The sequence below is a fragment of the Sphingomonas japonica genome (assembly GCF_006346325.1).
Taxonomy (GTDB): domain Bacteria; phylum Pseudomonadota; class Alphaproteobacteria; order Sphingomonadales; family Sphingomonadaceae; genus Sphingomonas; species Sphingomonas japonica.
The window spans coordinates 224,116-251,026 of record NZ_VDYR01000001.1 but is presented as its reverse complement, the minus strand read 5'-3'; the positions used below and the strand labels follow the sequence as shown (position 1 = coordinate 251,026).

The 26,911-nt window shown below is 62.8% G+C and carries 25 protein-coding genes, 2 tRNA genes and 3 pseudogenes; 15 read left to right on the top strand and 15 right to left on the bottom strand.

Annotated features, from left to right (window positions below; translation table 11 throughout):
• Positions 1-72: 72 nt before the first annotated feature.
• The 5 genes and pseudogenes from FHY50_RS14515 to FHY50_RS01300 form a co-directional block, all read right to left on the bottom strand.
• Positions 73-171 (bottom strand): annotated as a pseudogene (locus FHY50_RS14515) (DUF393 domain-containing protein); the annotation flags it as partial.
• Between the two features lie 47 nt (positions 172-218).
• Positions 219-350 (bottom strand): DCC1-like thiol-disulfide oxidoreductase family protein, encoded by a 132-nt coding sequence (locus FHY50_RS14500; RefSeq protein WP_337250262.1) that lies wholly within the window; start codon positions 348-350, stop codon positions 219-221.
• A gap of 146 nt (positions 351-496) precedes the next feature.
• Positions 497-1,843 carry an anti-phage deoxyguanosine triphosphatase gene (locus tag FHY50_RS01310; protein ID WP_140046608.1) on the bottom strand — a complete coding sequence of 449 codons (1,347 nt, stop codon included), beginning with the start codon at positions 1,841-1,843 and terminating at the stop codon, positions 497-499.
• 430 nt (positions 1,844-2,273) lie between these two features.
• Positions 2,274-2,987 carry an RES family NAD+ phosphorylase gene (locus FHY50_RS01305; RefSeq protein WP_140046607.1) on the bottom strand — a complete coding sequence of 238 codons (714 nt, stop codon included), beginning with the start codon at positions 2,985-2,987 and terminating at the stop codon, positions 2,274-2,276.
• A complete protein-coding gene (locus FHY50_RS01300) occupies positions 2,968-3,357 on the bottom strand; it encodes an antitoxin Xre/MbcA/ParS toxin-binding domain-containing protein (RefSeq protein ID WP_140046606.1) in 390 nt (129 codons plus the stop codon). The genes FHY50_RS01305 and FHY50_RS01300 overlap by 20 nt, the downstream gene beginning before the upstream one ends.
• A 966-nt stretch (positions 3,358-4,323) precedes the next feature.
• Between FHY50_RS01300 and FHY50_RS01295 the strand changes: the two genes are divergently transcribed.
• The 9 genes and pseudogenes from FHY50_RS01295 (at position 4,324) to FHY50_RS01260 (ending at position 11,363) form a co-directional block, all read left to right on the top strand.
• Entirely contained in the window at positions 4,324-6,090 is a 1,767-nt protein-coding gene (locus FHY50_RS01295; RefSeq protein WP_166745467.1) for a DUF262 domain-containing protein, read from the top strand.
• A gap of 10 nt (positions 6,091-6,100) precedes the next feature.
• The gene (locus FHY50_RS01290; protein ID WP_140046604.1) at positions 6,101-6,460 is read left to right on the top strand and encodes a hypothetical protein; all 360 of its coding nucleotides are present in this window, start codon (positions 6,101-6,103) and stop codon (positions 6,458-6,460) included.
• Positions 6,461-6,491: 31 nt separating this feature from the next.
• Complete coding sequence (locus FHY50_RS01285; protein WP_140046603.1) at positions 6,492-6,671, top strand: hypothetical protein; 180 nt, start codon at positions 6,492-6,494, stop codon at positions 6,669-6,671.
• Positions 6,672-6,693: 22 nt separating this feature from the next.
• A complete protein-coding gene (locus FHY50_RS01280; protein WP_140046602.1) occupies positions 6,694-7,275 on the top strand; it encodes a helix-turn-helix domain-containing protein in 582 nt (193 codons plus the stop codon).
• Positions 7,241-7,600 carry a hypothetical protein gene (locus tag FHY50_RS01275; protein WP_140046601.1) on the top strand — a complete coding sequence of 120 codons (360 nt, stop codon included), beginning with the start codon at positions 7,241-7,243 and terminating at the stop codon, positions 7,598-7,600. Before FHY50_RS01280 ends, FHY50_RS01275 begins: the two co-directional genes overlap by 35 nt.
• A gap of 26 nt (positions 7,601-7,626) precedes the next feature.
• Positions 7,627-8,040, top strand: a complete 414-nt coding sequence (locus tag FHY50_RS14105) for a hypothetical protein (RefSeq protein ID WP_166745466.1) — start codon at positions 7,627-7,629, stop codon at positions 8,038-8,040.
• On the top strand, positions 7,968-8,630 hold the full coding sequence (locus tag FHY50_RS01270; RefSeq protein WP_166745465.1) for a JAB domain-containing protein: 663 nt from the start codon (positions 7,968-7,970) through the stop codon (positions 8,628-8,630). Before FHY50_RS14105 ends, FHY50_RS01270 begins: the two co-directional genes overlap by 73 nt.
• Positions 8,631-8,685: 55 nt before the next feature.
• Entirely contained in the window at positions 8,686-9,315 is a 630-nt protein-coding gene (locus tag FHY50_RS01265; protein ID WP_140046599.1) for an SOS response-associated peptidase, read from the top strand.
• A 922-nt stretch (positions 9,316-10,237) separates the two neighbouring features.
• Positions 10,238-11,363 (top strand): annotated as a pseudogene (locus FHY50_RS01260) (IS3 family transposase).
• 40 nt (positions 11,364-11,403) lie between these two features.
• Here the strand turns inward: FHY50_RS01260 and FHY50_RS01255 are convergent.
• Together FHY50_RS01255 and FHY50_RS01250 are read right to left on the bottom strand one after the other, a co-directional pair.
• On the bottom strand, positions 11,404-12,393 hold the full coding sequence (locus tag FHY50_RS01255; RefSeq protein ID WP_140046598.1) for a hypothetical protein: 990 nt from the start codon (positions 12,391-12,393) through the stop codon (positions 11,404-11,406).
• A 219-nt stretch (positions 12,394-12,612) separates the two neighbouring features.
• Positions 12,613-13,212 (bottom strand): helix-turn-helix domain-containing protein, encoded by a 600-nt coding sequence (locus tag FHY50_RS01250; protein WP_140046597.1) that lies wholly within the window; start codon positions 13,210-13,212, stop codon positions 12,613-12,615.
• 310 nt (positions 13,213-13,522) lie between these two features.
• Here FHY50_RS01250 and FHY50_RS14510 point away from each other — a divergent pair.
• Positions 13,523-14,620 (top strand): annotated as a pseudogene (locus FHY50_RS14510) (tyrosine-type recombinase/integrase); the annotation flags it as partial.
• A 179-nt stretch (positions 14,621-14,799) separates the two neighbouring features.
• Here the strand turns inward: FHY50_RS14510 and FHY50_RS01240 are convergent.
• Positions 14,800-14,875: transfer RNA gene (locus FHY50_RS01240), tRNA-Ala, on the bottom strand.
• A gap of 231 nt (positions 14,876-15,106) precedes the next feature.
• On the opposite strand from FHY50_RS01240, the gene FHY50_RS01235 reads away from it, so the two are divergent.
• Positions 15,107-16,096: a DUF2171 domain-containing protein gene (locus FHY50_RS01235; RefSeq protein ID WP_140046596.1), complete on the top strand. Its 990-nt coding sequence runs from the start codon at positions 15,107-15,109 to the stop codon at positions 16,094-16,096.
• A 142-nt stretch (positions 16,097-16,238) separates the two neighbouring features.
• Entirely contained in the window at positions 16,239-17,222 is a 984-nt protein-coding gene (locus tag FHY50_RS01230) for an NADP-dependent oxidoreductase (RefSeq protein ID WP_140046595.1), read from the top strand.
• Here the strand turns inward: FHY50_RS01230 and FHY50_RS01225 are convergent.
• On the bottom strand, positions 17,219-17,668 hold the full coding sequence (locus FHY50_RS01225; protein ID WP_166745464.1) for an acetyltransferase: 450 nt from the start codon (positions 17,666-17,668) through the stop codon (positions 17,219-17,221). The two genes, FHY50_RS01230 and FHY50_RS01225, sit on opposite strands and share 4 nt — an antisense overlap.
• Entirely contained in the window at positions 17,665-18,552 is an 888-nt protein-coding gene (gene ypfJ, locus FHY50_RS01220) for a KPN_02809 family neutral zinc metallopeptidase (protein WP_140046593.1), read from the bottom strand. The genes FHY50_RS01225 and ypfJ overlap by 4 nt, the downstream gene beginning before the upstream one ends.
• 125 nt (positions 18,553-18,677) lie before the next feature.
• Here ypfJ and FHY50_RS01215 point away from each other — a divergent pair, with 125 nt between their 5' ends.
• From FHY50_RS01215 to FHY50_RS01205, 3 genes are all read left to right on the top strand, one after another.
• Positions 18,678-19,820 carry a patatin-like phospholipase family protein gene (locus tag FHY50_RS01215; RefSeq protein WP_140046592.1) on the top strand — a complete coding sequence of 381 codons (1,143 nt, stop codon included), beginning with the start codon at positions 18,678-18,680 and terminating at the stop codon, positions 19,818-19,820.
• Between the two features lie 22 nt (positions 19,821-19,842).
• Positions 19,843-20,628 carry a 3-hydroxybutyrate dehydrogenase gene (locus FHY50_RS01210; RefSeq protein WP_140046591.1) on the top strand — a complete coding sequence of 262 codons (786 nt, stop codon included), beginning with the start codon at positions 19,843-19,845 and terminating at the stop codon, positions 20,626-20,628.
• 59 nt (positions 20,629-20,687) lie between these two features.
• Positions 20,688-20,761 (top strand) — tRNA-Gly (locus FHY50_RS01205).
• 11 nt (positions 20,762-20,772) lie between these two features.
• Here the strand turns inward: FHY50_RS01205 and guaA are convergent.
• From guaA to FHY50_RS01180, 5 genes are all read right to left on the bottom strand, one after another.
• On the bottom strand, positions 20,773-22,329 hold the full coding sequence (guaA, locus tag FHY50_RS01200; protein ID WP_140046590.1) for a glutamine-hydrolyzing GMP synthase: 1,557 nt from the start codon (positions 22,327-22,329) through the stop codon (positions 20,773-20,775).
• Positions 22,330-22,379: 50 nt separating this feature from the next.
• Positions 22,380-22,808, bottom strand: coding sequence for a hypothetical protein (locus tag FHY50_RS01195; RefSeq protein WP_140046589.1), 429 nt, complete (start codon positions 22,806-22,808; stop codon positions 22,380-22,382).
• Between the two features lie 200 nt (positions 22,809-23,008).
• Complete coding sequence (locus FHY50_RS01190) at positions 23,009-25,162, bottom strand: prolyl oligopeptidase family serine peptidase (protein ID WP_140046588.1); 2,154 nt, start codon at positions 25,160-25,162, stop codon at positions 23,009-23,011.
• Between the two features lie 80 nt (positions 25,163-25,242).
• Positions 25,243-25,665 (bottom strand): 50S ribosomal protein L17, encoded by a 423-nt coding sequence (gene rplQ, locus FHY50_RS01185; protein ID WP_140046587.1) that lies wholly within the window; start codon positions 25,663-25,665, stop codon positions 25,243-25,245.
• Positions 25,666-25,818: 153 nt separating this feature from the next.
• Entirely contained in the window at positions 25,819-26,886 is a 1,068-nt protein-coding gene (locus tag FHY50_RS01180) for a DNA-directed RNA polymerase subunit alpha (protein WP_140046586.1), read from the bottom strand.
• Positions 26,887-26,911 lie beyond the last annotated feature (25 nt).

The following is a 26,911-nucleotide window of genomic DNA, read 5'->3' as shown; positions in this document are numbered from 1 at the left end:
GGCGAGGCGCCGTAGGCCCCGCCGCAGCTTCAGGAAGCGGATGTAGGCACGCTCGAGGATCGCGAGCACGATCGGACGGCGCGCGAGCAGCCTGAGCGGCCGCAAGAGTGGTATGGCCCGCCACATGGCCGCGAACGCAGCGGCGCCGGACAGCAGCTCGCCGTTCTCCATGGCGTGGAATCGAGTCAGGAATTCACGCCTGTGATCGGGCAGTCGCTCTACTCCGCGGTCGCGGCGTCCACGAAGCGTATCGCGCCGCGTGCGTCGAGGCGTCGCATCGCCGCGATCTCCGTCCGGCACAGCGGGCACGCGCCGTCGTGCCATACCTTGAGTGTGTCCATGACGGACATATGGGGTCGCATTGTCCTCGGCGCATCCGTCGCGCTTGGTCGAACATCTCCCCGATCCTTCAGTGGTGCGGCCTTCGCCCCCCTGGTTCGTGCCGTTTTGCCGACCCGTGCGCGTTGGCCGCCATGCCGCGCCGTGTCTAGCGCGATCAGATGCGGTCGAACACCGAGCCCATCCGCGGGCTAAACAGCCGCTCGTAGGTCTTCAGCAGGAAAGCGTCGGTCATGCCGGCGATATGGTCGCAGATGACCCGGACCGGGTCGCTGGAGGCGAGATAACGCTCCAGCGTCGACTCGGGCAGCAGCGACTTCGGATCGGAGGACAGCGCCTCGAACACGGCCACCACCATGTTCTGGCCCTTGAATTCGAGATGCTGAACCGACGCGCTCTTGATCACGCGCTTGGCGACGGCGGTCTTAAGGGCGTCGAGAAACCGGCGCTGCGGCGCCGGCAGCGCCACGCCATAGCGCAGCAGCGGTTCCACGAAGGCATCATCGGTCTCGATGCGGCAGTGCGTGATGAGGTGGTGGACCATGCGGTTTACGAACCGCTTGCGGCGCCCGGGCTCGCCGCAGAGCGCCTGGACAAATCCTTCGTACACGTTGTTCGCGAACTCCTGCGGATAGCGCTCCTTCAGCCCGTCGAGGAAGCAGGCGCAGTCCTCCTCGGGCACCAGGGCGCAGATGTCCCTCTCGTCCATCAGCCTCAGCGCGAGCGCGTCCTCGAGGTCGTGCACGCCGAACGCGATGTCGTCGGCGACGTCCATGATCGTGCAGTCGAACGACTTGTGGAGCGTCTTGCCGTGCCCGCCGTCGACGGCCTTCCAGCGGACGAAGCGATCTCGGTCCGCATCGCCCAGCGTCCTGAGCATCCAGTCGACGACGTCGGCCTCGGCGTCGAGATAGCACTTCGGCGGCTTCGACGCCTTCCGGTCGATCAAGTGCACGGCGGTGGTGCCGGTGGCCAGCCGTGGCTTCATGTCCTGATCGGTGCTGGCGACGACCGAGAAGGCGGCGGGATACTTGAGCACGCCGAGGAGCGTGCGACGGGTCAGGTTCGCGCCGGCGTCGGTGGAGAAGCGTTCCAGCCTAGCGACTATGCGCAGCGTCTGGCCGTTCCCCTCAAACCCGCCCGCGTCGCGCATGCAGTAGTTGAGGGCGACCTCGCCGCCGTGGCCGAAGGGTGGGTGTCCGAGATCGTGTGTCGCGCCGATCGCCTGGATCAGGCTCAGGTCGGGGATCGAGGGCTGCGCGGAATGCTCGGGGAAATCCTTTTGGAGCTGCCGCGCGATGCCGCCGGCGATCTGGGCGACCTCGATCGAGTGGGTCAACCGCGTGCGGTAGAAGTCGCCATCGCCAAGGTTAAGGATCTGCGTCTTGCCCTGCAGCCGCCGGAACGAGGCGGAATGGATGACCCGCGCGTAGTCGACCGCCGCCTCGTCGCGCGCGTCCTCAGCCTGAGGGCTCCATCCCTCGCGCCGGTCAAGCCAGGACAATGGACACCTCCCGGCATTCGATTTGAACTGGGGTTGCGTTCACTCTGGCTGGATGCATACGTGACGTCCTGGCGGTTGGTGCCAGTGTCGACCGGCTTGGTCGCGACGGATACCATGCGGGACGGATGCCCTCCAAGCGCGCTTCCGCAGGCTTGGCCTTTCAGGTGACGGCCTGCCCTAGTCCTGGCCCCCTTCACTAGGGCGATTGCTCGCTCGCGCGTCGATCTGCGCCGAGTTCAGGAGGGTCTCGGGCATGGCTTTCCTCGGAACGAGCCCCTTCTCGATCGCGCACGCGTGCAGGGGGTGCTGTAGTCAGGGCGCGACCGGTTCGGTCCCGATCTCCCTATCGGGCGCCGCGAGGAACGCCTCGGCACTGGCCCCGCCGCGAGACCGTTGCGTTGTCGGGATGACCACCGTCGCGACCGATCGGCTAAGCGGCCAGCGCGTCCACGACGGAGCCGAGGATATCGGCCGGAATCTCCCTCCCTTCTCCGTCGAACGCATAGAGCGTGTCGACGCACGAGCCGTTCCAGACGAAGCGGTAGTGCACGGTCTGGATTGAGTGGCCCAGCGTCTCGCCGCGCAGGACGGCGACGCACATTGCGCTCGGACGCTCCGGCGGCCGGTAGAGTATGCCGTCGACACCGTCAGCGATCCTGTCGCCGATCCGGCGCCGGTCATCATGGCTCGCGTCGGCAGGTACATGGCGCAGGTCGAGGAACTGCCCGCAGACCGGCGTCTTCAGCATACGCATGTCGAGTCCGATCGGCGGTTCACCCGTCCGCGCGAGGAAGCGCTGCCGCCTCTCGACCGAGACGGCGAGAGCGGTCTGCCTGTCCTCCGCCATCTCAAGCGCCGGCCTCGCCGGCCCGAAAAAGCGGCTTCCCTCAGGATTAAGGTACTTGAAAGGGGCGAGGTTCCAGTTTTGCAACTGCGGTGGACGCGGGCCTCCCGCAGCCTGCAGCAACCGGCTCTCCGACCGCAGCCGCGGGTTCGTGCGCGTCTCGACCTCCGCCAGCTCATCGACCCTGTCGTTGGCGACGATCCCGTTATAGACTTCCACGGGCGGGAACCGCGACGGGATTAGGCGGAACAGGTCGATCGCGATGTCGACCCTTGCGAACTCAGCCTCCCCGCTGGGCATCGAGGTACTGCCGGACGCGGTAGATGTCGGAGACGCCACCATGGAGCATGACGTCGATTGCCGCCTCGCCGTCGAAGAACTCGTTGGGGCGCCGCACCCACTGCTCCGCCCGCTCGTCAATGGTGAACAGGATGCGCAGCGACTTCCAGACGTTCAGGAGGTGCGATATCCGCTCGACGGTGTCCGCGGGCAGCGAGCCGCCCTCCTTCTTCCACTTGAAGAACGTCGACCTGCCGGGCGAGCCTAGAAGCCTGATCTGGTCGTCGGTCGAGAGTCGCCATCGATCGGCGATCGTAAAGAAGGCCTCAAGCTCGGCCGGAATCCCGGAAGGCCCAGTGCTCGTTCGAGCACCGGGCGCGATCTCCACCATGACGCACCTCCACGCCCAGACCTTGACCCGGTCGCCGGGGATGGCTGACCAGACGTCCAGATCGGGACCAGGGAACAAATCTAGTCCGCCTGACGGATTGGTCAAGAGTATTGCTCGGGAAGCCAGCCGACCGAAACTAGCCTGGCAACTGCGGTGGCCCGGGTGGTATTTTGGATGTCTATATCGCCTTACGCGGCGTTCCGCTGCTGCGTGACGACCGGTCACCGGCGACGACGTCTCGCGCTGGCGAGAGGATAAAGCGCCAGTACTCCCGGGATGTCGCCGCGCCGAGAGGTTGCCACGGCCTGTTCGACGAGGGTACCCGCATTGCTCAAACCTACCGCATTTTCCGCAACGGTTTCTTTGGACGCGCAGCGGAAACCTGAACAAACGGCAACTGACCGCGAGCGCCGCCCGATAGCGGACGGCCCGCTTCCCACCCAAAGCGGTCGATCCGCCCCCCTGCCGCCCGAACGAAATTTCGATCGCGCCGATCATCGCCCAATAGCAGACAGGCAAATGTCCCGTCTCTCCAGTGCTGGTGCATGAATTCACCAATTTCTGGCCTACCCCGGACCGGCGGATGGCTCAGGCTGATTTAACCTGCCGCCGATAGGCGGCACCCGGATCAAAGCCGTTCGCCCCTTCTAGGACTTCCGGTATCCACCACACATGCAGCCGCATAGCGTTCACTACGATGGTTGCGGCGTATCGCGAGCTCTGCCATCGATGTGCCAACCCGCGTGAACCCGCGGGCTAAGGCGTCGAAACCTCTCCAGCAGCCGCCCTGGTCGACCCGTTCGACCGGGAGGCGGGCGCGCATGTCCAAGGCTCTTCGGGGTCCAAAGGCGTCCGCGCTCGTGGGTTGCTGCGAGTTTCGAACTCCCGGTTTCGGGTGTCGCCTCCTTCCTCAGAAAAAGGGGCGGCACCGGAACAATGACGCCGTCCGCTTACCGGAGCGTGCGCATGTCCTACCAGTCGATCACCATCGCCGATGCGATTTCCCGTGTGAATCAGTCGCTGTTTCTCCCCGCGATCCAGCGCCCCTACGTCTGGAAGCAGGAAGCGATCGTCAGTCTCTTCGACAGTCTTTTGCAAGGCTACCCGATTAGCAGCTTCCTGTTCTGGTCTGTCGAGCGAGATAATCGCCGCAATTGGAGCATCTTCAAGTTCAATGAGCGCTATCGCCAAGGCGAGCCGTGGAACGACAAGGTTGAGCCAGATGGCCGCGATGTCATGTTTGTCCTTGACGGACAGCAGCGCCTGACTTCCCTACTTATCGGTCTGCGGGGCAGTTATACGTCGCGCCAGCGCTACGGCCGGCGTGACAAGGCCGCCAGCTTTCGGGCGCACCATCTGTATCTCGACCTGTTTCAGGATCCAGAAGCGTTCGATAATGATGACGAGGTCACCGCCAACCGATACGGTATCAAGTTCTCTGACGTCGCGCCGCGGAGCGATCACCGGCATCTCTGGATCAAGATCGGCGATATCCTCGACCTTGAGCATGAGGAGCGACTTGCATCGTATATGGACCAGCGATTTGTTGCGGCCGGTGACCGTGTAACAACGGACCAGCTTGTCGTCGCGGAGGCCAACCTTCGCCGCCTTCACCAGCGCATCTGGCTCGATCGGCCGGTCTCGTTCCACGTCGAGACCAGCCAGGACATCGAGCGCGTGCTGGCAATCTTCATTCGAGCCAATGACGGCGGCACAAAGCTGTCAAAAGCTGATCTACTGATGTCGGTCGTCACGACCACATGGGGCGACAACTACGTCCGCGAGGAAGTTCTGGGGCTCGTGAACCGCCTCAACAAGGGCATGGGCAGCGAGTTCTCGTTCGACAAGGATCTGGTGATGCGGGCATGTCTGGTGCTGTCCGAGCTGCCGACGGTCTACAGCGTGGCTAATTTCAACGCGCACAATATGGACGTGATGCGCGAAAACTGGCCGCTGGTCCGGCGCTCGCTTGAAGGCGCCGTGGCGCTGGCAGCTCGGTTCGGGCTCGATAGCAATATGCTCACCAGCACCAACACAATCATCCCGATTGCCTATTACCTCTCGCGGCTTGATGGCCATTCGCTCGACGGCACCTCCTCATTCGATGTGAACAATCGCGAACGCATCCGCCGGTGGCTATTCTCATCGCTGATCAATGGCGTATTCGGTGGCAACTCAGATCAGACAATTGCTGCGTGCCGTGACACCATCCGGGAGGCGAGCCGCACAAGCCGCGACTTCCCGCTGAGAGAGCTGGCGCGCGATCTGCGCACTAGAAGAAACCGCTACATCGCGTTCGATGAGGAGGGCGTGAAGCGGCTCTTGGGCATGAACTATGGCTCGAAGCAAACTAGCCTGGCGCTGAGCATGCTGTACGATGGTCGCCAGTTCCGGGCGCGCTACCATGTTGATCATGTCGTCTCCACTGCATCGCTCAGCGAACGCGCGCTTCGCGAGCGCGGGGTGCCAGGAGCTGTTATCGAACGCATCCGAGCGTCGGCAAATCGGCTCGGCAATTTGCAGCTGCTGATCGACCGGGAGAACCTCAACAAGTCCGATGGTGCACTTGCACCATGGCTCGAAGACCGCGGACACAGCTTCCGCGAGCGCCACATGATCCCCGACGATCCCTCTTTGTGGGAACCCGAGGCTTTCTTGGAGTTTCTAGAAGCGCGGGAGGATATCATGAAGAAGGCGCTACAGCGCTTCCTGATAATCGACGAAGTCGCATGAGGCGATCAACATGAAATCCAGCGAAAATGAAGAAACGAACACCGACCGACAAGGTTTGCCAACGTCGCCTATCTATCGGCCAGCCGACAAGTCTGAAGCGCGAGGAACCGGCGGGGGGGTATGGGTCCTCCATGAGGCAAGCGGCTTGGGGCGCGAACCGTTCGATACCCTGTGGCGCATTCTCGGCGACCCTATTGCGCATGGATTTAGCGAGTCACAATCCAATTACGAGCGTGGAACCAAGGCTATGACGCAATGGTCGATCATCGCACTGAATTGCGGTTATCCTGAGACCATCAAAGCTTTCGCCAAGATCCAGAAACTCGCGTCGATGGGCGAGAAGTGTCCACAACCGAGCAAAGCGATATGAAAAGCGAAGCTCCTGCCCTACGTGCGCGAGCATGTTGATCCAAATTAATCCGGCCCCCGAGGCCGTCGATCTGCTCGATCGGATCGCCGGCTGCCGGGATACCGCCGACCAGCTTCGTTACTTCGAGATCGCCGCGCACCTCGACCTCGCCTATCATCGGCTTTCCGCCTGGCTCGTCGAGCAAGGTAAAGAGGCGCTTCACACGAACTGATCTGCGGCGTACCTCTGATGACATGCCCGGACCTAAACTGCCGTCCGAACGCCAGCAACAGTGCCTCAGCCTTTCGGCGCAAGGGCTGACTTCCAAGGAAATTGGTCGGCGGCTGAGCATCTCCCACCATACCGTCGAAAGTCATATCACCGCCGCCAAGATCGCGCTGGGAAGCCGTTCGCGGTCGGAAGCGACTGCCATTATGGCATCCCTGAAAACCACTAGTGGCTCGCCAGCGATTGCTGAGACGGACGGCCCGACCACACCAATCTGCCCAGACGTCGGGGGCGATCTGCCGATCAATCCCGGGGGTAGAGCGAGCGAGGTTCGAGAAACTTTAGCACGCTTCGACTTGGGGCATCCGGTTCCCGTCGGCCAAACTTTGCCAGGAGTAGGTCGACTATCTTTAGGCAAGAAGCTGCTCATCGCGCTGGCCACGGCTGTGATCGCCCCGCTCATTGTAACGGGGATCATAGTGGTGGGGCGAGAAGCCTACTTCTCTCCGATCGATGGTTTACCGCCCGGCAAGAACAAGGGGGCTGCCACGCAGGTGGCGGACGGCGATGCCAATGGGCGAGAAGATCAAGAACCGTATCGCGAATGACGTTGCAGCGAAGCTGATCCCTGCTGAGGCAGCGGTCGACGAGACGCTTACCCATCTGCTGGCGCTGGGCGCTACGCTGATGCGCGCACATGGGCAGCTCAATTTACCCATCGGAGAGGGTGCCGGCATCATCAACAGGATTGGTGATGCGACTGCGCTGGGGTTCGAAATGCGGCGCAAAATGTGTTCCGCGCATGTCGGGCTTCGCGCGAAGGTTGAGGAAATGGGACTGCAAGTAACGGCGGGTCCGATCACGGATTGCCCGGAGAAAGCTCCGATGATCTTCACGACCGGCGAACTCCCGGAGGCGAGCACGTTGCGCTGATCGGGTGAGGATGCATAGCTATCGCGGTGTATGCGATCGCCTTCTACGTGCTGCTTCTCTCCGCTGGAGCGCTCGCGTTCCAGCGGGGGGGCAGAGCCGAGAAGCGCGCGGTCTGCACCTTGGTGATCTACTCGGTGGCATATTCGGTAGTGTCGATCGACATCGACCTCGACCAGATGCACCCGAGCTTGTTGCTGCTGGACCTGGCATTTCTGACGGCGCTTTGCTGGCTGACGCTGCGATCGACGCGGTTATGGCTACCGATCGCAATGGGGCTGCAGATCGACTGCGTGCTCGCGCATCTTGCGCGCGTTCTCGATCCGACGATGCCAGCCTGGTCCTACGCATTGCTGCTCCAAGTCTGGACATGGCTGATCGTTCTGACGCTGCTGATCGGGTCTCTGCGCAGGGTGCCGAGTGCGGCGAGCGAGACGATATAGCGGCGCTCAGCGCGGCGCTTTATCTCATCGACCCTGCCAAGCCACAGCAGCGCGCACAGCAGCTTCTAGATCGCTTTGGTAGCCTGACCGCCATCCTCGGGGCAGGTGGCGCGGCCGAGACGTCCGGCCCGATAGCCGCGCGGGATCGCGAAGCCATCAGGGCTTTATCTAATCTATTCGAAGCAGCACTTCGGCGGGAGATCGACAAGCGCTTGCCACTCGGCAACTGGCAAGCGGTCAATGATTATCTGCATTTGCTTCATGCCGGCGAACGCATCGAAGTGCTCCGCGCCTTGTTCCTCGATTCGAGGAACCAACTGATCCGTTCCGAAGTGCTCCAAAGAGGCACCACGGACCAATGCCCGTTACACGTCCGCGAGGTTCTGGCGCGCGCGCTCGCGTTGGGGGCCAATGGGATCATTCTCGCGCATAATCACCCGAGCGGCGACGCGACGCCGAGCAAGGCCGACGTCGCCATTACGCATGCGCTGGCCATGGGCGCGAGACATCTCGACATCATCCTTCACGATCATATTATCGTAACGAGATCAGGGTGCAGCAGTATGCGATCCCTGGGTACCGTCTGGTGAACGGTTCGACCGACCCGCTGGCGCCCTTGGCTTGGCAGCGATAGAGTCTGTTACGATGTGCAACCGCTATCGCCTGTCAGCCGACCAGGCCGCGCTGATCGAGCGCTATGGCGCGTCGGCGCTTGGCGAGTATGGGCGGCTGCCCGAGGGTGAGCTATTCCCCAAGAAGTCCGCTTGGGTAGTGCGCAGCTCCGACGATGGCGAACGAGTGCTAGACGTGATGGCGTGGGGCTTTCCGCATCAGTTGCCGGGCAAGCGGATCGACAAGGCCACCGGCAAGCCGGTGATGCTGTCAAAGGAAGTGACCAACGTCCGCAACCTGTCGAGCCCATTTTGGCGATCGGCGCTCGTCAACCCGGCGCGGCGCTGCCTGGTGCCCTTCAGTGCCTTCAGCGAATATGGGCAGACCCGCGGCGCCGACGGCAAGCTTCCACTGCACTGGTTCGATGTCCCGTCGAGGCCAATCGTCAGCTTCGCCGGTATCTGGCGTCCGATGGCAGACGGGGGCGAGGCGGTGTTCGCGTTCCTGACGACCGAGCCCAACGCGATCGTCGCGCCGATCCATCCCAAGGCGATGCCGGTGCTGTTGCACGACGAGGACGAGGGGATGTGGTTGAGCGCGCCGCTCGACGAGGCGCTGGCGCTGGTGGCGCCGTATCCGTCGCAGTTGATGCGCACCCTTTGAGGATTAGGTTGTGGACTCATTGATGATGGGACGCGTCCGCGGCCGAGTTAGAGCGTGCGGCGCGATCCGGCATAGGGCTGTGGACATGTCCTAGAAGCTGCCCATGGCGGTGTTTTTGCCGCCTGCGATGGAGATGAAGCCTAGCATCAAGTTGCCGCCTATAACACCGATCACGATCAGTGCCGCGTAACGCCAGACCATCGGTCGGCATCGTTCAGCGACACCAGCGTATGCGGTTGTGAAAAGCGCGAGCACGCCGGGCAAGGCCAATATCAGGGGAATGAAGCTGGCTCGTTCGACGGTGCCGCAAAGGATCGCTGACGCGATGGTGCAAAGCTGAAACGGCAGCAGGATTGCCTACAAATATTACGCGCAGGATGGCATATGCAGAGGCTGCCGCAGGTTGCTGCTTTCGCGGGAGCCCGGATTATGATTCAGCATCGGCATGAACTGACCGACTAGGAGTGACAGGTGATCGAGCCCCTGCTGCCAAACGAGCCGTGGGACGTCCTGCACGTTGATAATCGCCGCTTACTGAACGGCATTTGAGCCTAAGGCCTCATCACCGGTATCTTTAACATACATTAGAGACCATTCAGTAGCCGTGACGAAGTTAGAAAGTATGACCGGCTTGCCGGTCTTACTTTCGGTCGTGCAACGCACGACCAAAATGGCGCTTCCCCAATTCCATTTGATCCTCACTTACCCCCCTTTTCTTATACTCCCTTCTCTCCGCTCGCTCTGAGCGGTGCTGTAAGCACTAGGAGATATTCGGAACATACCGACACCAAACAATCTTGGGTTATGTGGTTGATACGGTTGGTTTTTTCTGACGCCGCTGCCATCAAGCCGTATGGGGCGTGACGTGCTTCCCTAAAACTCCGCCATTCTGAGCTAAAGTCCTTCATGAAGGGGGACGACGATGAAGCGCAGCAGGTTTAGCGAGGAGCAGATCATCGCGGTTCTGCGAGAGCAGAAGCTGGATCGGCGACGGCGGATGTGTACCGCAAGCACGGCGTGAGCAGTGCGACATTCTACACGTGGAAGGCGACCTATGGCGGCATGGACGTGTCGCAGACGCGCAAGCTGAAGGTGCTCGAGGACGCGAACGGCCGGTTGAAGCGGCTCCTGGCGGACGCGATGCTCGATAACGCGGTGCTGAAAGAGGTGGCGTCAAAAAGCTGGCGAGGCCTGCCGTTCGACGGAAGGCTGTCGAGCATGTTCGGCAGATCTTCGAGATCAGCAAGCATCGAGCCTGTAGCATCCTCAGCGTGGATCGATCGTCGATGCGCTATACGCTTCGGCGTAATAATGTTGGCGACCTGCAGTCGCGTCTTCGTGAGATCGCGCTTGAGGGTGGCCGGTTCAGTTACCGGCGGCTGGGGATCATGCTGGCACGCGAGGGCATCGTCATGAACAATAAGAAGCTGCTGCGGCTGTATCGCGAGGACAACCTTCGCGTGCGGCGGCGGCGTGGTCGCAAGCGAGCGATGGGAACGCGGGCACCGATGACGCTGCCGCAAGGACCGGACCAGCGCTGGAGCCTCGACTTTGTCAGCGACACGCTGGTCTGCAGCCGGCGTATTCGCATGATTGCCGTCGTCGATGACTTCACGTGGGAGAACCTCGCACTGGTGGTCGACACGTCGCCATTGGGCGCTCGGGTTGCTCGCGAGCTCGATGCAATTATCACCGTTCGCGGCAAGCCGCTGATGATCGTGGGCGACAACGGAACGGAACTGACCAGTCTGGCGATCCTGCGCTGCGCACAAAACCGGCGGATCGAGTGGCACTACATCGCGCCGGGCAAGCCGCAGCAGTACGGTTTCGTCGAGAGTGTTAATGGTCGCTTGCGCGACGAATGCCTCAACGAGACGCTGTTCGCATCGCTCAGCCATGCCCGATCGGTGCTGCGGGCGTCGCGCGACGACTACAACCATGTGCGGCCGCACAGCGGGATAGGCGGGCTGACGCCCGCCAATGCTGCCGGGCAGGTTGTGCAACACCACCCGCCAGAGCACTCTGGCAACCCCGGACTCTACTTATGAGTGGAGGAGCTTTGGGGAGAACGTCAGGCGATGTAGCAAATCAACGCCGAGCAATCCATTCTTCGGGGTTAAAACGCTCCCACAGCGGCGATCCATCGCTGAGCAAGATTTCGCTCTCATAGCGAATAATGCGGCCTAGCGACCGGGCAACCCATTGCCGCGTCCGGTTGAGCTCGGTACCTTCAGCACCCGCCTGTCTGGCAATCGCATATGCGGTGACCGCGGCACGACTTAGTCGCAGCTCCTCCGCCATCTTCCAGACCATAACATCCCTGCTCAAGCTTGCCATTGGTAACCGCTTTGTCCGGTGATCAGCGTTTGGCTGCTGAACATAATTTTTCAGTATGAGCTCTCGATGTTCTGCACCCTCTGCCACGGCACGGCGGTATGCCTCAGGTACTAACCCCCGCCGCATCTGCCGCTGTCGAGCCTTCCTAGCCGCCGCTAAGGCCGCTCTATTTGCTTCCCAGGTTTCAGCAGTACCCTTTCGATCATTCACACTGGGCCAGCGGTATTGTTGAAGCTCATACCTCAGATAGGTGCTAGCCCTCCTTTCTATTTTTTTTGCGATGTCGTATTGGTCACGGTGCTTTTCACTATAATAACCCTTTGCCTTCACTTCTCCATTTCGTAAGCTCGCATATGACAAACCTTTTCTAGCGTTCACATACTCGATGGCGAGCTCGTTAAGAGTATCATTAGAGGCGCAACGGGCCATTACGATCTTACGGCAGGCAGCATTAAGCGCACAAGTCCTACAACGGCCGGGGCGCGCTTTGCCGCTACTTGACTGATATATCCACGTGTAGAAGAAACGGAGATATGGTGCAGGCTGTCCAAAGCAAGGAACCCCGGATAGGGCCGGCATTTTGGTAACAAATCCTACTGGATTGATCTCGACCGAATTTGGGTCAATACTATATTTGTATGGAAATCTACCATGCTTTTTGTTTATTAGCCATGGATCCTTCTTGGTCATCCAATAAAACAGCGCATCTTCGACGCTCATGTTTTTTGTCGGATCTTCCACGTGAAATTCCTGTCTCTGTTTAGTTGTGCTTCGAGCGTCTAGGGCTCAGCATGCCGAATCAGCGCCGACAATAGTATGCCGTACGCTAACAGAAGAGCCTGAGAGAAAAGAATGGTGCGCCAGCGCCGAGGAGCATCAACTAACGCCTCCCTACTTACGCCGCTATCAATCTCGGCCCTCTAACTCTAATTGGATGTGTGATATAACACACGGTGCTTATCAAGATGGGCCGGTGTCGCCATGCTCACTTAGCGCTTTCCTTAAGGCTTCGACATCTTCCGACGATATTCCATCGACGCACATCCGGGGTCGGATCGTCCTAAGAAGAGCGATGACTGGGATCTCATGAACGGATAACCACCGATTTGCTGCGTTCCTATCGGCGGCAACCTCGCGCATTACTAGGGTTTGCTCGTCGCTCAAATGATCGATAGTCGTATCGAGGATTGCCTCAATATCTCGGACGAGCTTGCCATCCCTTCGCCGTGCTTCGGTAGTGCCAAACATCTCTACCCACCTCACTGAGGGGTGGCGCTGCTGCAAAACGGCAAGCGTGAAAGTCTCGGGGCTGAGCAGAAGGATTTCGGCAAGCTGTTGTGCGCGATCCAATGGGATTGGGACTCTGCCAAGCGCCATGTGGCTCAACACGACAGACTGTTTGTAACCTAGCAATTTCGCTATTGCGCGCTGGCTGAGCCCTCGCTCCGTTGCCGCCATGATCAGCCCTTGCGACAGGAGCTTGGCTGCAGCGGTGTCTCGATACGCCGCATCATCCTTTGCTATCTTCAAATGGCCGTTCATCATATCCTTCAAAATCACCAGTCGACACGGCTAGTTGTGTGCGATATAACACGCACCATGTCAATCCTCCTCGATCTATCCCTAAATTTTGGGCGTCCGTTAGGGCGCGGGCAAGCCTCTGCTCTTGTTCGCTCTGCAGTTAGAGCGGCCAGAGGCGCGCCCTAATGCAACAGGAGGATCCCATCTTTGAGGTAATGAAGCGACTCAGACGCGCCGCCAAGACGGCCGGCAGCAAATTGCACCTTCCAGCCTACGCAGTGCAGGTGCTGTTGCGAAGCGATGTCTACGATGTGCTCGCCCGTCTGGAAGCACAAGCGATGAGAGAATTATGCGGAAGCGCGACGGCAAACGACAACAGCTTGGTCAATTCTGGCTATGGCAGCGCCCGGACAGCGGCACCTGGAACATCTGCTGGCTTGAACGACGCGGAACAGGACGCGATGTCACGAGGCGCAAGGCAACGACTGTTAGGGGAGGTGCGCCAGATCAGCCGCCCTCTGCGGCTAAAGACGCTTTAGCTGCGCACTATCTCGAAAACAGCAACCCGGTTCGGGTCAGCAAAGACGAGGCACTCGTCGAAGATATCATGGCTGACTGGCTTAAATACCACGTGGCGTCGCTCGCGGCGCCGGACCGATACGCGGTTTCAGTCGTTCATTGGATCAACTTTTTCGACAATGAACGGAAAGCTGGAAGGTTAGGATCAGCGGCACTTGTCACCGATCTTACGCCAGCGCTTCAAGCGCGCTTCCGAGCGGAACGATCCAAGTCTGGTGCCGGCGGTCATACGATCAGCCGCGATCTTTCCGCGCTACGTGGTGCGCTAAACTGGGCTTGGAAGAACCAACGGCTTGCCCACGCGCCGTTTATAGCAGACGTGGCCCCGCAAAATAAAGCGCCGGCTCGGAGCCGAGTGCTTACGTTTCAGGAGATCGCCGCGATGCTATCCCACTGTGCCGGCCGGCCAGAGCGTGAGCACTTGATCGCTTTTATTGTGGTCGAGCTGGGCACCGCAGGGCGTCCCGAGGCAGTTCTCGAACTGACCGATCAAAATATCGACCTCAAGAATAATCTTATATTTCTCAACGGCGTTGGGAAGGTGCACACTCGAAAGCGACGGCCAGTGATACCAATCGCGAGGCACGTGCTTCCGTGGGTGACCGGTATCGAAGGAAAGCTGATCAAGTACCGCGTTCCGATTGCGCAACGCAATCGTACTGCCAACGGGCCAACCTGGTTCGAGCGAGAAACGCGCTCTGTAAAGACTGTCTGGAATGCCGTTTGCGCGGAAGCTGGGGTACGAGGAGCCACACCGAAAACGCTGCGCCATACTATGCTGACGTGGCTGGCTTGCCGCGGTGTACCGAAAGAGCAGCGTATGGCGCTGGCAGGGCATGCAGCCCAAGATACTACGGCTCGAAACTACGAACATCTCTCACCGGCTTATCTAACGGCTGCGATCCAAGAGATCGATGCCTTTTTCGAGATGCTGACAGCACACACTAAAGTGCATCTGCGATACGCGAATGATACGGATCCCGATGAAAGCCTTGCCATCGAGCAATTCGGAGAAGCGATTTCCATAACGAATTCAACGAGAACGGGTGGTGGAGCTGAGGGGAATCGAACCCCTGACCTCTGCAGTGCGATTGCAGCGCTCTCCCATCTGAGCTACAGCCCCGCACCCGCCCGGCGTCGCCGGAAGCCCGCGATCTAGCGAGCCGAATTCGTTGGCGCAAGGGTCTGTGCGCCTCTTCGATCGAGCCCCTGCATCTCGTCGCAAGGCCGCGGCGGCACGGCCGATCAGACCGATAACCCCCCGGAACCATTGACGCTTTCGTCTCTTGTCAGGGCATGGCCGTACGCGCTCCCACGCGGCCGCGGCCACTCACCACCGATCAGGAGGATGACAATGGGCTATGATCGCTACCCCCGCGGCAATCCCGGCTATCGCCCGGACCGCGACCAGGATTATGGACGCGACTATGGTGCGCCGCGCGACAGCTATTCCGGCGCGCGCGACTATGCGACGTCGGGATATGACCGCGATGACGACGACCGCGGCTACCGCGGCGGCTATGGCGCGCGACAGGAGCGCGGCGGACCGGATCGCGGCTATGCCCGCCCCTATGGCGGCAGCTACATGCACGACGGCCATCGCGACACCGATTTCGGGCGCAATCGCGGCATGTACGATCAGGACCGCGGCCAGCGCGGCTATGGCCGCCAGCCGCAACAGGGCTACGGCCGTCAGCAGCAGCAGGGCTATGGCCGACAGCCGCAGGGCTATGACTATGACGATCGCGGCTTCTTCGACCGCGCCGGCGACGAGGTTCGGTCCTGGTTCGGCGACGACGATGCCGAGCGCCGCCGCGAAATGGACCGGCGCTATGACGAGCGCTACGGCAACGCCACCGACAGCCATTACGACAGCTGGCGACGCGAGCGGATCGGCGAACTCGATCGCGATTACGATGAATATCGCCGCGAGAATGCGAGCAAGTTCCACAACGAGTTCGCCACCTTCCGCAGCGAGCGCGAAACGCAGCGTTCGAGCCTGAACAAGGTGACCGAGCATATGGAAGTGGTCGGCTCCGACGGCGCGCATGTCGGCACCGTCGACAAGGTGCGCGGCGACCGCATCATCCTGACCAAGAGCGATCCGGATGCCGGCGGGCGCCACCATTCGATCCCGTCGCGCTGGATCCAGAGCGTCGACGACAAGGTAACGATCCGCAAGACCGCGGACCAGGCCAAGGACGAATGGCGCGACGAAGAGCGCAACCAGGCCATGTTCCGCGATCGCGACAATCAGCCGGGATATGGCCAGAGCCACGATCAGGGCGGCACTTCGGGTTTCGGATCGACCAACCTCAATCGCAGCTTCAAGGGCACCTACTGACGCCCTGAATGTCGGGTGGCGAGGTTGCCACCCAAGTGGACGACGGCTCGGGCGGCAACGCCCGGGCCGTTTTTTCGTCAGCTTCGGTTGCTCCCTGCAACGCGTTGCCGCACAAGCAGGGCGTATTTTCAAGGAGAGACCGATGCCCCGCGCCTGGACCCTCGCCCGCCGTCCGGACGGCATGCCCGTCGCGGAAGACTTCGCCCTAATCGATCATCCTTCCCCGCCGCTGGAGGCTGGTCAGCTCCGCATCGCCAATCGCTGGCTCTCGGTCGATCCCTATATGCGTGGGCGGATGAACGACGCGAAGAGCTACGCTGCCCCATTCGCGCTCGGCGAACCGATGGGCGGCCACGCAGTAGGCGAGGTGATCGAGAGCAATGCCGACGGCTTCGCGCCCGGCGACATGGTCCAGCACATGGCCGGGTGGCGCGACGAAGCGGTGATCGTCGCGCGCGAGGCGACGAAGCTGCCGCCGATCGACGTGCCGCCACAGGCGTTTCTGGGCCAGTTCGGCATGCCCGGCATGACTGCCTATTTCGGGCTGCTGCACGTTGCCGAGGCCAGGCCCGGCGACACGGTGTTCGTGTCCGCTGCGGCGGGAGCGGTCGGATCGACGGTCGTCCAGATTGCCAAGGCCAAGGGCATGACCGTGATCGGCTCGGCCGGCGGGCCCGAAAAATGCGACTGGGTGCGCTCGCTCGGCGCCGACCATGTCCTCGATTACAAGGCCGAGGGTTCGCTGGTCAAAGCGCTGTCTGCCGCCGCCCCGGACGGTATCGACGTGTATTTCGACAATGTCGGCGGCGCGCACCTCGACGCGGCTCTGGCGACGGCACGCGAGCGCGCGCGGTTCGCGATCTGCGGCATGATCGACATCTACAACAGCGCCGAACCGACCCGGCTTCGCTACATCGCCCGGATCATCGCCGCGCGCATCCGCATCCAGGGCTTTCTGGTCAGCGACCACATGGCGCATGTCGGCGACTTCTATCGCGAAATGGCCACCATGGTCGGACGGTTGAAGCGCGAGGAAACGGTGGTCGACGGACTGGACGCCATGCCCGACGCATTCCTCGGCCTGTTCAGCGGCCGGAACATGGGCAAGATGCTCGTGCGGCTCTAGACGGCAGCCGCGGAGTGTTCGAGGCGGAGGAGCGGATAATGGAGACCGAGATCGTCCGTCTCCCGTCGGCCCACCAGCACGCACCCTAGCTGCTCGTAAAATCGGCGTGCCCGGCTGTTGGCCTCATTGACCTCCACCGTCCAGGCACGATCGGTGGGCATGGTCGCAGCGATTAGCGCCCGGGCCACACCCCGCCCTTGCATGTCCGGATCGACGAACAGCGCACCGATGGAGTCGCCGTCGACCTCGATGAATCCGACCGGCCGATCGGCGTCATCCACAGCCACCGTGAATTGCGTCGAGGGGAAATAGTCGCGCTGGACCATCTCGACGATCGTCGCCAAATCGTCAGGCTTGAGGAAATCGTGCGACCCGACGATCGCACGGTACCAGACATCGAACAATGCGGCGCCGTCGCCCCTTCGGCTCGCGCGCAGCTTGATCACACAGCTCCGCTGAACGTATCGCACGCCGCGGGGTCGCCCGACGCCAGTCCGCGCTTGAGCCACTCCATCCGCTGCGCCGACGAACCGTGGGTGAAGCTGTCCGGCACTACCGAGCCCTGCGACTGGCGCTGCAGCGTGTCGTCGCCGATCGCGTTGGCGGCGGTCAGGCCTTCCTCGATATCCCCGGGCTCAAGCCGGTCGCGGTTTCGCGCCGCCCATACCCCGGCATAGCAATCCGCCTGTAGTTCGAGCCGCACCGACAGCGCGTTGCCCTCGGCTTCGCTGGCGCGCTGTTGCAGCCGCGTGACCTCACCCGCCTGGCCGGTCAGGTTCTGGATGTGATGGCCGATTTCGTGTGCGATGACATAGGCCTGCGCAAAGTCACCCTGCGCTCCATAGCGGCTGGCGAGTTCGTCGAAGAACGTCGTGTCGAGGAACACGCCCTGATCCGGCGGACAATAATAGGGCCCCGCCGCCGACGAGGCATAGCCGCAGCCCGAGCGGGCACCCTGCGTGTAGAAGTTGAGCGTCGGCGGCTGATAGCGCGCGCCCTGCTCCTGGAATATTTGCCCCCAGGTCTGCTCGGTCGATGCCAGCACCTGGCAGGCGAAGCGGCGCTCGGCGGTGTTGCACACCGCCGCGCCAGACTGCCCGCCGGTCTGCGCGGAGGGCGCGCTGCCGCCGCTCAGCAGCCCGCCGCCGCCCGACATGAATAGATACGCCGCTCCGACGATCAGGAGGAGCGCGATACTGCCGCAGCCCATCCGCCCGCGCCCCAACAGCAGCGGCAGCAGGCCGAGCAGGCCGAAGCCGCCGCCTCCCCCGCCCCCGCCCGATCCGAGATCGCGGACATTGTCGCTGGGGTCGAAATCGTCGAGGCGCATGGCAGGGTCCGGCTCGTTGACAGGGCGCAACGATAATGCGCAGCGGCAAGACACGTTGCACCGCGGACGAATATTTCCGATGCGCGGCGGTTGATGCACCGCAGCATCGCCGCCATCTTGTCCGGATGGCCGACATCGAACCGCGTTCCCGCCGCAAGAGCCGTCAGGCGATGCCGCTCCCCGAGTGCGTCGCGCTGGTCCTGCAGGGCGGTGGCGCGCTTGGCAGCTATCAGGCAGGTGTGATCGAGGCGCTCGACGAGGCGGGGATCGAGATCGACTGGGTCGCCGGCATTTCGATCGGTGCGGTCAATGCCGCGATCATCGCCGGCAATCCGCCCCAACGCCGGCTGGAACGGCTGCGCGCCTTCTGGGACTTGACGGCGAGCGGGCTGCCGAGCTTCCCAATGCCGCATGACGACCGGGTGCGCGAATTCGTGCACGAATGGTCCGCCGGCATGGTCGCGCTGGGCGGCGTGCCCGGTTTCTTCAAGCCGCGGCTGCTCCCGCCCGCCTTTGCGGCACCGGGCACGTGCGGCGCGATGAGCTTCTATGACAGCGCGCCGCTCGCCGACACGCTCGACGGATTGATCGACTGGGACCTGCTCAACGAAGGGCCGGTGCGACTCTCGGTCGGCGCGGTCGAGATCGAAAGCGGCAATTTCCGTTATTTCGACACCAGCAAGGACCGCATCGATGCGCGCCACATCATGGCATCGGGCGCGCTGCCGCCGGGCCTGCCGCCGATCGAGATCGACGGCAAATTCTACTGGGATGGCGGGCTCGTTTCCAACACCCCGCTGACCCACGTGCTCGACGAACAGGACCGGGCGATGCTGATCTTTCAGGTCGATCTGTTCTCCGCGCGCGCCGACCTTCCGCACACGTTGATGGACGTGATGACGCGCGAGAAGGAAATCCGCTATTCGAGCCGCACGCGCCAGGTGTCGTTCGAGATGATGCGCCTGCGCCAGGAACGCGAGGAAATCCGCCGCGTGCTCGCCAAGCTGCCAAAGGAGATGTGCGACGACCCCGACGTCAAGGCGCTGGCGGCGCGTGCCGCCGAGATGCCGGTCAACCTCGTCCACCTGATCTACCGCGCCAATGCCTGGGAAGGCGGCAGCCGCGACTTCGAATTCTCGCAGCGCACGATGCACGAGCACTGGGATGCCGGGCGTCACGACGTGTCGCAGACCATGGCCAATTCCGAAGTGATCGCGCGCAACATCCTCGACGGCAAGACCGCGGCGTTCGACCTCGCCCGCCGCTGACCATCCACGCAAGGAGACATCCATGTTCCTCAAGGGCAAGACCGCCATCGTCACCGGCTCCACCTCTGGCATCGGCCTTGCCTATGCCAAGGCGTTCGCCGCCGAGGGCGCCAACGTGATGATCAACGGTTTCGGCGATGCCGACGCGATCGAGGCTGAGCGCGCCAAGCTGCAGGAAGCCAGCGGCGCCACCGCGCTGTACGACGCCGCCGACATGACCCGGCCCGACCAGATCACGGCAATGGTCGAGCGCTGCCATGCCGAACTCGGCGGCCCCGACATCATCGTCAACAATGCCGGCATCCAGCATGTCGCCAAGATCGAAGAGTTTCCGCCCGAAAAGTTCGACGCGATCATCGCCATCAACATGGCGAGCGCGTGGCACATGATGCGCGCAGCGGTGCCGCACATGAAGACCAGCGGCTGGGGCCGGATCATCTCGACCGCGTCGGCCCACTCGCTGACCGCCAGTCCCGGCAAGTCGGCCTATGTGATGGCCAAACATGCGCTGGCCGGCCTCACCAAGACCATCGCGCTCGAGACCGCGACCGACGGCATCACCGTCAACTGCATCTCGCCCGGCTATGTCTGGACGCCGCTGGTCGAGGAGCAGATCCCCGACACGATGAAGGCGCGCGGCATGACGCGCGAGCAGGTGATGAACGACGTCCTGCTCGCCGCGCAGCCGACCAAGGAATTCATCCTGCCCGAAGACGTCGCCGCGCTCGCGGTCTTCCTGTGCCGCGACGAAGCCAAGGGCATCACCGGCGCCAACCTGTCGGTCGATGGCGGCTGGACCGCGGCATAGCCAATCGGCACCAATCCCGATTGACGCCGCCGCCATCGCCGTGGCAAGCGAACGGCCACGCGGGTGTAGCTCAATGGTAGAGCAGAAGCTTCCCAAGCTTACGACGAGGGTTCGATTCCCTTCACCCGCTCCAACGCAACTCCCCTACTCCCACTCGATCGTGCCCGGCGGCTTCGACGTATAGTCGTACGTCACGCGGTTGACGCCGCGTACCTCGTTGACGATCCGCGTCGCGACCCGCGGCAGGAAATCTCCGGGGAAGCCGAACACCTCGGCGGTCATGCCGTCGGTCGATGTCACCGCGCGCAGCGCCAGCACATTGTCATAGGTGCGCCCGTCGCCCATCACGCCGACGCTGCGCACCGGGAGCAGCACCGCGAACGCTTGCCAGATCGCATCGTAGAGGCCCGCGTTGCGGATCTCCTCGAGGTAGATGGCATCGGCCTTGCGCAGGATGTCGCAGCGCTCCTTGGTCACCTCGCCGGGAATGCGGATTGCCAGTCCCGGCCCCGGAAACGGATGGCGTCCGACGAAGATGTCGGGCAGCCCGAGTTCGCGGCCGAGCGCGCGGACCTCGTCCTTGAACAGCTCGCGCAGCGGCTCGACCAGCTTCATGTTCATGCGTTCGGGCAGGCCGCCGACATTGTGGTGGCTCTTGATCGTCACCGACGGCCCGCCGGTGAAGCTGACGCTCTCGATCACGTCGGGATAGAGCGTGCCCTGCGCCAGGAATTCGGCGCCGCCGATCTTGCGCGCTTCGTCCTCGAACACGTCGATGAAGGTCTTGCCGATGAACTTGCGCTTGGCCTCGGGGTCGGTGACGCCGGCCAGCCCGCTCAGGAACAGCGTCTCGGCATTCACATGCACCAGCGGGATGTTGTAATGGTTGCGGAACAGCGAAACGACCTGATCGGCCTCGCCGCTGCGCATCAGGCCATGATCGACGAACACGCAGGTGAGCTGCTCGCCGATCGCCTCGTGGATCAGCACCGCCGCGACGGCCGAATCGACTCCGCCCGACAGCCCGCAAATCACCCGGCCGCTTCCGACCTGCGCGCGGATTTCGGCGATCTTGGCATCTCGAAACTCGGCCATGCTCCAGTCGCCGGGAAGCCCGCAAACATGCCGCGCGAAATTGGCGATCAATCGCCCGCCGTCGGGGGTGTGTACGACTTCGGGATGGAATTGCATCGCGTAATAGCGCCGCGCATCGTCGGCGATGACCGCGAATGGCGCGCCCGCGCTCGCAGCGACCGGACGGAAGCCGGGCGCGAGCTCGGTGACCTTGTCGCCGTGGCTCATCCAGACCTGATGGCTTTCGCCTTCGCGCCACAGCCCGTCGAACAGCACGCAGCCATCGCCGATCTCGATGAAGGCACGACCGAACTCGCCCGAGTCGCCCAGCGTCACCTGGCCGCCGAGTTGTTCCATCATCACCTGCTGGCCGTAGCAGATGCCGAGCAGCGGCAGCCCGCTGTCGAAGATCGCCTGCGGCACGCGAGGGCTGCTGTCGTCGAGCACCGATGCCGGACTGCCCGACAGGATGACGCCGGCCGGTTGCATCCGCTCGAACGCGTCGGCCGCGGTGGTGAACGGCGCGATCTCGGAATAGACCCCCGCCTCGCGCACGCGCCGCGCGATCAATTGGGTGACCTGGCTACCGAAGTCGACGATCAGGATGGAGTGCGATGGCGTCTGCATCGCTCGCGCATAGCCTTGCCATGCCAGCGGGGAAAGGGTTTCGGATGCGGTCAGGGACCGCAGGTCCAGCTGCCGTCATAGCTGCGTTCGGCCCCGTCGCCGCGCTGCGCGCGCAGTGTCGCCATGTGCGACGTCTGTTCGCTGTCGGTCGGAATCGCCTCGCCGCGTTCGATGGTAAGCGTCATGCCGCGCCCTGCGAACGTGCCTCCCGCCGACATGGCATTAAATCCGCCGGGGCGGGTCATCACGACCTTCTCGGAACTGTCGCCGACCCGGTACACGCCTTGCGCCTTGCCCGCATCGGCGACGTAGCCCAGGGCGATGAAGACCGTATCGCCGCTGCGCCGGACGAAGTCGCAGCCGAGCTCGCCCTCCAGCCCGCGCGTGTCCTCCGGCTGCAGCGCCACCAGCATTACCGCCGATCCGTCGCCGCCCGTCGTCGCGCTCGAATCGCCGTCGCTGTCGGAGGGCGGCACCACGACCGGACCCGGCGCGGGCAAAGTCGGCGCAGGCGGTTGTTCCTGACGCGAAGGCGGCGAGGCGTCCGCGACCGGCTCTGCCTCGGACGCGTTGTTCGCGGGCCCGCTATCGTCCGCGCAAGCGGCAAGCAGAAGCGCGGCGGACGACACCATCATCCGCATCACACTCAAACCCTCGGCCTTTCGCGGTCGCTGCGCCGTCACGGAGCGGTAACCTCCAGACCCGTCCATTTCGCCGCGAAAGCCCACAGATCGGCGGTCTCCTCGATCACCTTGTCGGTCGGCTTGCCCGACCCATGCCCGGCGCGCGTCTCGATGCGAACCAGATGCGGCTTGTCACCGATATCGGACGCCTGCAGCATTGCGGTATATTTGAACGTATGCCCCGGCACGACCCGGTCGTCGGTGTCCGCCGTGGTCGCGAGGATTGCCGGATAGACCTTGCCCGACGCGATGTTGTGATAGGGGGAATAGGCGCGCAGCACCTTGAAATCGGCTTCTTTCGACGGATAGCCATAATCGTCGACCCAATAGCGCCCGGCGGTGAAGCGGTCGAAGCGCAGCATGTCCATCACGCCCACCGCGGGCAGTGCCGCCGCGAACAGGTCGGGCCGCTGATTGACGACCGCGCCGACCAGCAGGCCCCCGTTCGATCCGCCCTGGATCGCCAGCTGGTCCTTGCCGGTGATCCCCTGCGCCATCAGATACTCGCCCGCCGCGATGAAATCATCGAAGCCGTTCTGCTTGTTGGCGAGCCGACCGCCGTCATGCCACGTCTTGCCATATTCGCCGCCGCCGCGAATGTTCGCGACCGCAAGCACGCCGCCCTGCTCCATCCACGCCACCCGCGAAGCACTGAACGCGGGAAGCATCGAGATGTTGAACCCGCCATAGGCGTACAGCAGCGTCGGCGCGGGGCCGGTGACGTCCTTGCGCTTGACCACGAACATCGGCACCCGCGTGCCGTCCTTCGATTCGTAGAAGCGCTGCGCGACGTCATAGAGCGCGGGATCGAAATCGACGTCGGGCGTGGCCCACGGCGTCGCCCGGTCGGTCTTGACGTCGTAGCGATAGATCGTCGTCGGCGTCGCAAAGCTGGTGAAGGCGAAGAAGGTTTCGGCATCGTCCTGATCGCCGCCGAACCCCGCCGCGGTGCCGATCCCCGGCAACGCCACCGCACCGAGCGGCTTGCCGTCGAGGCTATGGCGCCGCACCTCGGTCTTGGCGTCGACCAGATAGGACGCAATGATGGTCCCGCCGACGATCCCGGCGCCCTGCAGCACCGCGTCGTCCTGCGCGATCAGGTCGCGCGGTACCGGGTTCGCCTGCGCCACGTCGATGGTGACGATCTTGGAACGCGGCGCGTCCTTGTTGGTCAGGAAGTAAAAGGTCGTCCCCTGATTGCCGACGCCGCTCCATTCATGGTCGATGCCGGAAATCAGCTTGCGCGGGGTCCGGTCGGCATCTTCCAGGTCGATCAGCGTGACCTCGTTGCTGTTGTCGGTCCCCTCGGTGGTATAGATCACCAGCCATCGGCCATCGTCGGTGACGCCCGCGCTGTGCCCACGCTTGGGCGTTTCGGGCGTCGCGTAATATTGCACGTCGGCGCTCTGCGGCGTGCCGAGCCTGTGGAAATAGACCGCCTGGTTCTCGTTGAGCGCCTGGAACTCCTGCCCGCCTGCCGGTTCGGGAAAGCGCGAATAGAAAAAGCCCGATCCGTCTTTCGCCCAGGCAAAGCCAGAGAACTTGACCCATTTCAGCTCGTCCTCGAGCGGCTTTCCGGTCTCCACGTCGAGAACCTTGACCGTGCGCCAGTCGCTGCCGCCGTCCTGAATGGTGTAGAGCAGCTTTGTGCCATCCTCCGACGGCTGCGATTCGCCCAATGCCGTCGCGCCGTCCTTCGACCATGTGTTGGGGTCGATCAACACGCGGCCTTCGCCTGCCAGCGTGTCGCGAACATACAGCACCGCCTGGTTCTGCAGCCCCGAATTGTGCGCATAGAAATAGCGGCCGCCTTTCGCTTCGGGCAGTCCGAACCGTTCGTAATCGAACAACGCGGTCAGCCGCGCCTTGAACACATCGCGCCCCGGCAGCGTATCGAGATAGGCGTCGGTCACGCGGTTCTGCGCAGCGACCCACTGCGCCACCTTGGGATCGTTGCGGACGTCGTTCTCGAGCCAGCGATAGGGATCGGCGATCGCCTCGCCGAACAGCGTTTCGGTCACGTCGCCGCGCTCGGTGGTCGGATAGGTCAACGGCATTGGCATCGGGCTGGTAGGATCCTCGGTCACGGGGGTGGCTGCGATCGGCGCAGCGAACAGGAGCGGCAGCAGCAACAGCGAAGCGAGGCGCATGGGTCGTCCTTCGGATACGATAAAGGCCGCACCCTATGCGGGCACGGCCTTTGTCTCAAGCGGTCGAACGACGGTGGCAATCACGCCGCGTCTTCATACTCCTCGTCGCCCATCACCGGACCCGAATCCTGGCCCTTGGCGCTGACGTCGCGATCGACGAACTCGATGATCGCCATCTGCGCCTGGTCGGACGCGCGGGGGCCGGCCTTGATGATGCGGGTATAGCCGCCGGCGCGGTCGGCATAGCGCGTCGCCAGCACGTCGAACAGCTTGACCAGCTGCACATCGTCGAGCAGCCGTGCGTGCGCCAGGCGGCGGTTCGAAAGCCCGCCCTTCTTGGCCAGCGTCACCAGCTTTTCGACGCACGGCCGCAGTTCCTTGGCCTTAGCGACGGTGGTGGTGATCTGCTCGTGCTTGATCAGCGCTGCCGACAGGTTGCGGAACAGAGCCGCGCGATGGGCGGAGGTACGCTGCAGCTTTCGGCCGCCGACTTTATGACGCATGGAAATTTCCTTCGTTCGTTAAGGGGCCGTTTCACGGAAACCCCAGACCTGGTGGGGACGCGGCCCACCCATTCTCGTCCTTCCCGCGAAGGCGGGAATCCAGCTTGTTATCATCGGCCGCGGCGCGGATCAGCTTGCGCTGGTCCGCTGCGATTACCCCATGATCTCCTGCTCGAGCTTCTTGGCCATTTCCTCGATATTCTCGGGCGGCCAGCCCGGGATTTCCATCCCCAGCCGCAGCCCCATCGACGACAGCACTTCCTTGATCTCGTTCAAGGACTTACGCCCGAAGTTCGGCGTGCGCAACATCTCGGCTTCGGTCTTCTGGACCAGGTCGCCGATATAGATGATGTTGTCGTTCTTGAGGCAATTGGCGCTGCGCACCGACAGCTCGAGCTCGTCGACCTTCTTGAGCAGATAGCGGTTGATCGTCGCGGTGTCGCCCGATGCTTCCGGTGCAGCCTGGGGCATGCCACCGATCGCCGCAGGTGCCGAACGCGTCACTGCCGAATCGTCGAAGTGGACGAACAGGGCCAGCTGGTCCTGCAGGATGCGGCCACCGTAGGCGAGCGCGTCGTCCGGCGTGACGGTGCCGTCGGTCTCGATGGTCAGCGTCAGCTTGTCGTAATCAAGGTCCTGTCCGACGCGGGTCGGATCGACCTTGTACGACACCTGCCGCACCGGCGAATACAGCGCATCGACGGGGATCAGGCCGATCGGCGCGTCGGCCGGACGGTTGCCCGCGGCTGGGACATAGCCCTTCCCGACATCGGCGGTCAGTTCCATGTTCAGCGTCGCGCCTTCGTCGAGATGGCACAGCACCAGTTCGGGGTTCATCACTTCGATATCGCCCGAAACGGCGATGTCGCCTGCCTTGACCTCGGCCGGGCCAGTCGCGGAAAGCTGCAGCCGCTTCGGGCCTTCGCCCTGCATGCGGATCGCGATCTGCTTGACGTTGAGGACGATATCGGTGACGTCCTCGCGAACGCCCGCCAGCGAGCTGAACTCGTGGAGGACGTTCTCGATCTTGATCGACGTAACGGCGGCACCCTGCAGCGACGACAGCAGCACGCGGCGCAGCGCATTGCCGAGCGTCAGGCCGAAGCCGCGCTCGAGCGGCTCGGCAACGAAGGTCGACTTGCGCTTGGGATCGCCGCCGGACTTCTTCTCGAGGCCACTGGGCTTCTTGAGTTCCTGCCAATTCTTAGCGTTGACGGACACGGGCTTCCCCTAGGTTGGACGGGAG

Coding starts and splice junctions, on each gene's coding strand:
- FHY50_RS01230 (WP_140046595.1), top strand. CDS start 16,239: ATGCCCCGCGCCTGGACCCTCGCCCGCCGTCCGGACGGCATGCCCGTC.
- FHY50_RS01285 (WP_140046603.1), top strand. CDS start 6,492: ATGTTGATCCAAATTAATCCGGCCCCCGAGGCCGTCGATCTGCTCGAT.
- guaA (WP_140046590.1), bottom strand. CDS start 22,329: ATGCAGACGCCATCGCACTCCATCCTGATCGTCGACTTCGGTAGCCAG.
- FHY50_RS01295 (WP_166745467.1), top strand. CDS start 4,324: ATGTCCTACCAGTCGATCACCATCGCCGATGCGATTTCCCGTGTGAAT.
- ypfJ (WP_140046593.1), bottom strand. CDS start 18,552: ATGCGCCTCGACGATTTCGACCCCAGCGACAATGTCCGCGATCTCGGA.
- FHY50_RS01190 (WP_140046588.1), bottom strand. CDS start 25,162: ATGCGCCTCGCTTCGCTGTTGCTGCTGCCGCTCCTGTTCGCTGCGCCG.
- FHY50_RS01215 (WP_140046592.1), top strand. CDS start 18,678: ATGGCCGACATCGAACCGCGTTCCCGCCGCAAGAGCCGTCAGGCGATG.
- FHY50_RS01300 (WP_140046606.1), bottom strand. CDS start 3,357: ATGGTGGAGATCGCGCCCGGTGCTCGAACGAGCACTGGGCCTTCCGGG.
- FHY50_RS01275 (WP_140046601.1), top strand. CDS start 7,241: ATGGGCGAGAAGATCAAGAACCGTATCGCGAATGACGTTGCAGCGAAG.
- FHY50_RS01235 (WP_140046596.1), top strand. CDS start 15,107: ATGGGCTATGATCGCTACCCCCGCGGCAATCCCGGCTATCGCCCGGAC.
- FHY50_RS01210 (WP_140046591.1), top strand. CDS start 19,843: ATGTTCCTCAAGGGCAAGACCGCCATCGTCACCGGCTCCACCTCTGGC.
- FHY50_RS01305 (WP_140046607.1), bottom strand. CDS start 2,987: ATGCCCAGCGGGGAGGCTGAGTTCGCAAGGGTCGACATCGCGATCGAC.
- rplQ (WP_140046587.1), bottom strand. CDS start 25,665: ATGCGTCATAAAGTCGGCGGCCGAAAGCTGCAGCGTACCTCCGCCCAT.
- FHY50_RS01265 (WP_140046599.1), top strand. CDS start 8,686: ATGTGCAACCGCTATCGCCTGTCAGCCGACCAGGCCGCGCTGATCGAG.
- FHY50_RS01270 (WP_166745465.1), top strand. CDS start 7,968: ATGGCTGATCGTTCTGACGCTGCTGATCGGGTCTCTGCGCAGGGTGCC.
- FHY50_RS01280 (WP_140046602.1), top strand. CDS start 6,694: ATGCCCGGACCTAAACTGCCGTCCGAACGCCAGCAACAGTGCCTCAGC.
- FHY50_RS14500 (WP_337250262.1), bottom strand. CDS start 350: ATGTCCGTCATGGACACACTCAAGGTATGGCACGACGGCGCGTGCCCG.
- FHY50_RS01290 (WP_140046604.1), top strand. CDS start 6,101: ATGAAATCCAGCGAAAATGAAGAAACGAACACCGACCGACAAGGTTTG.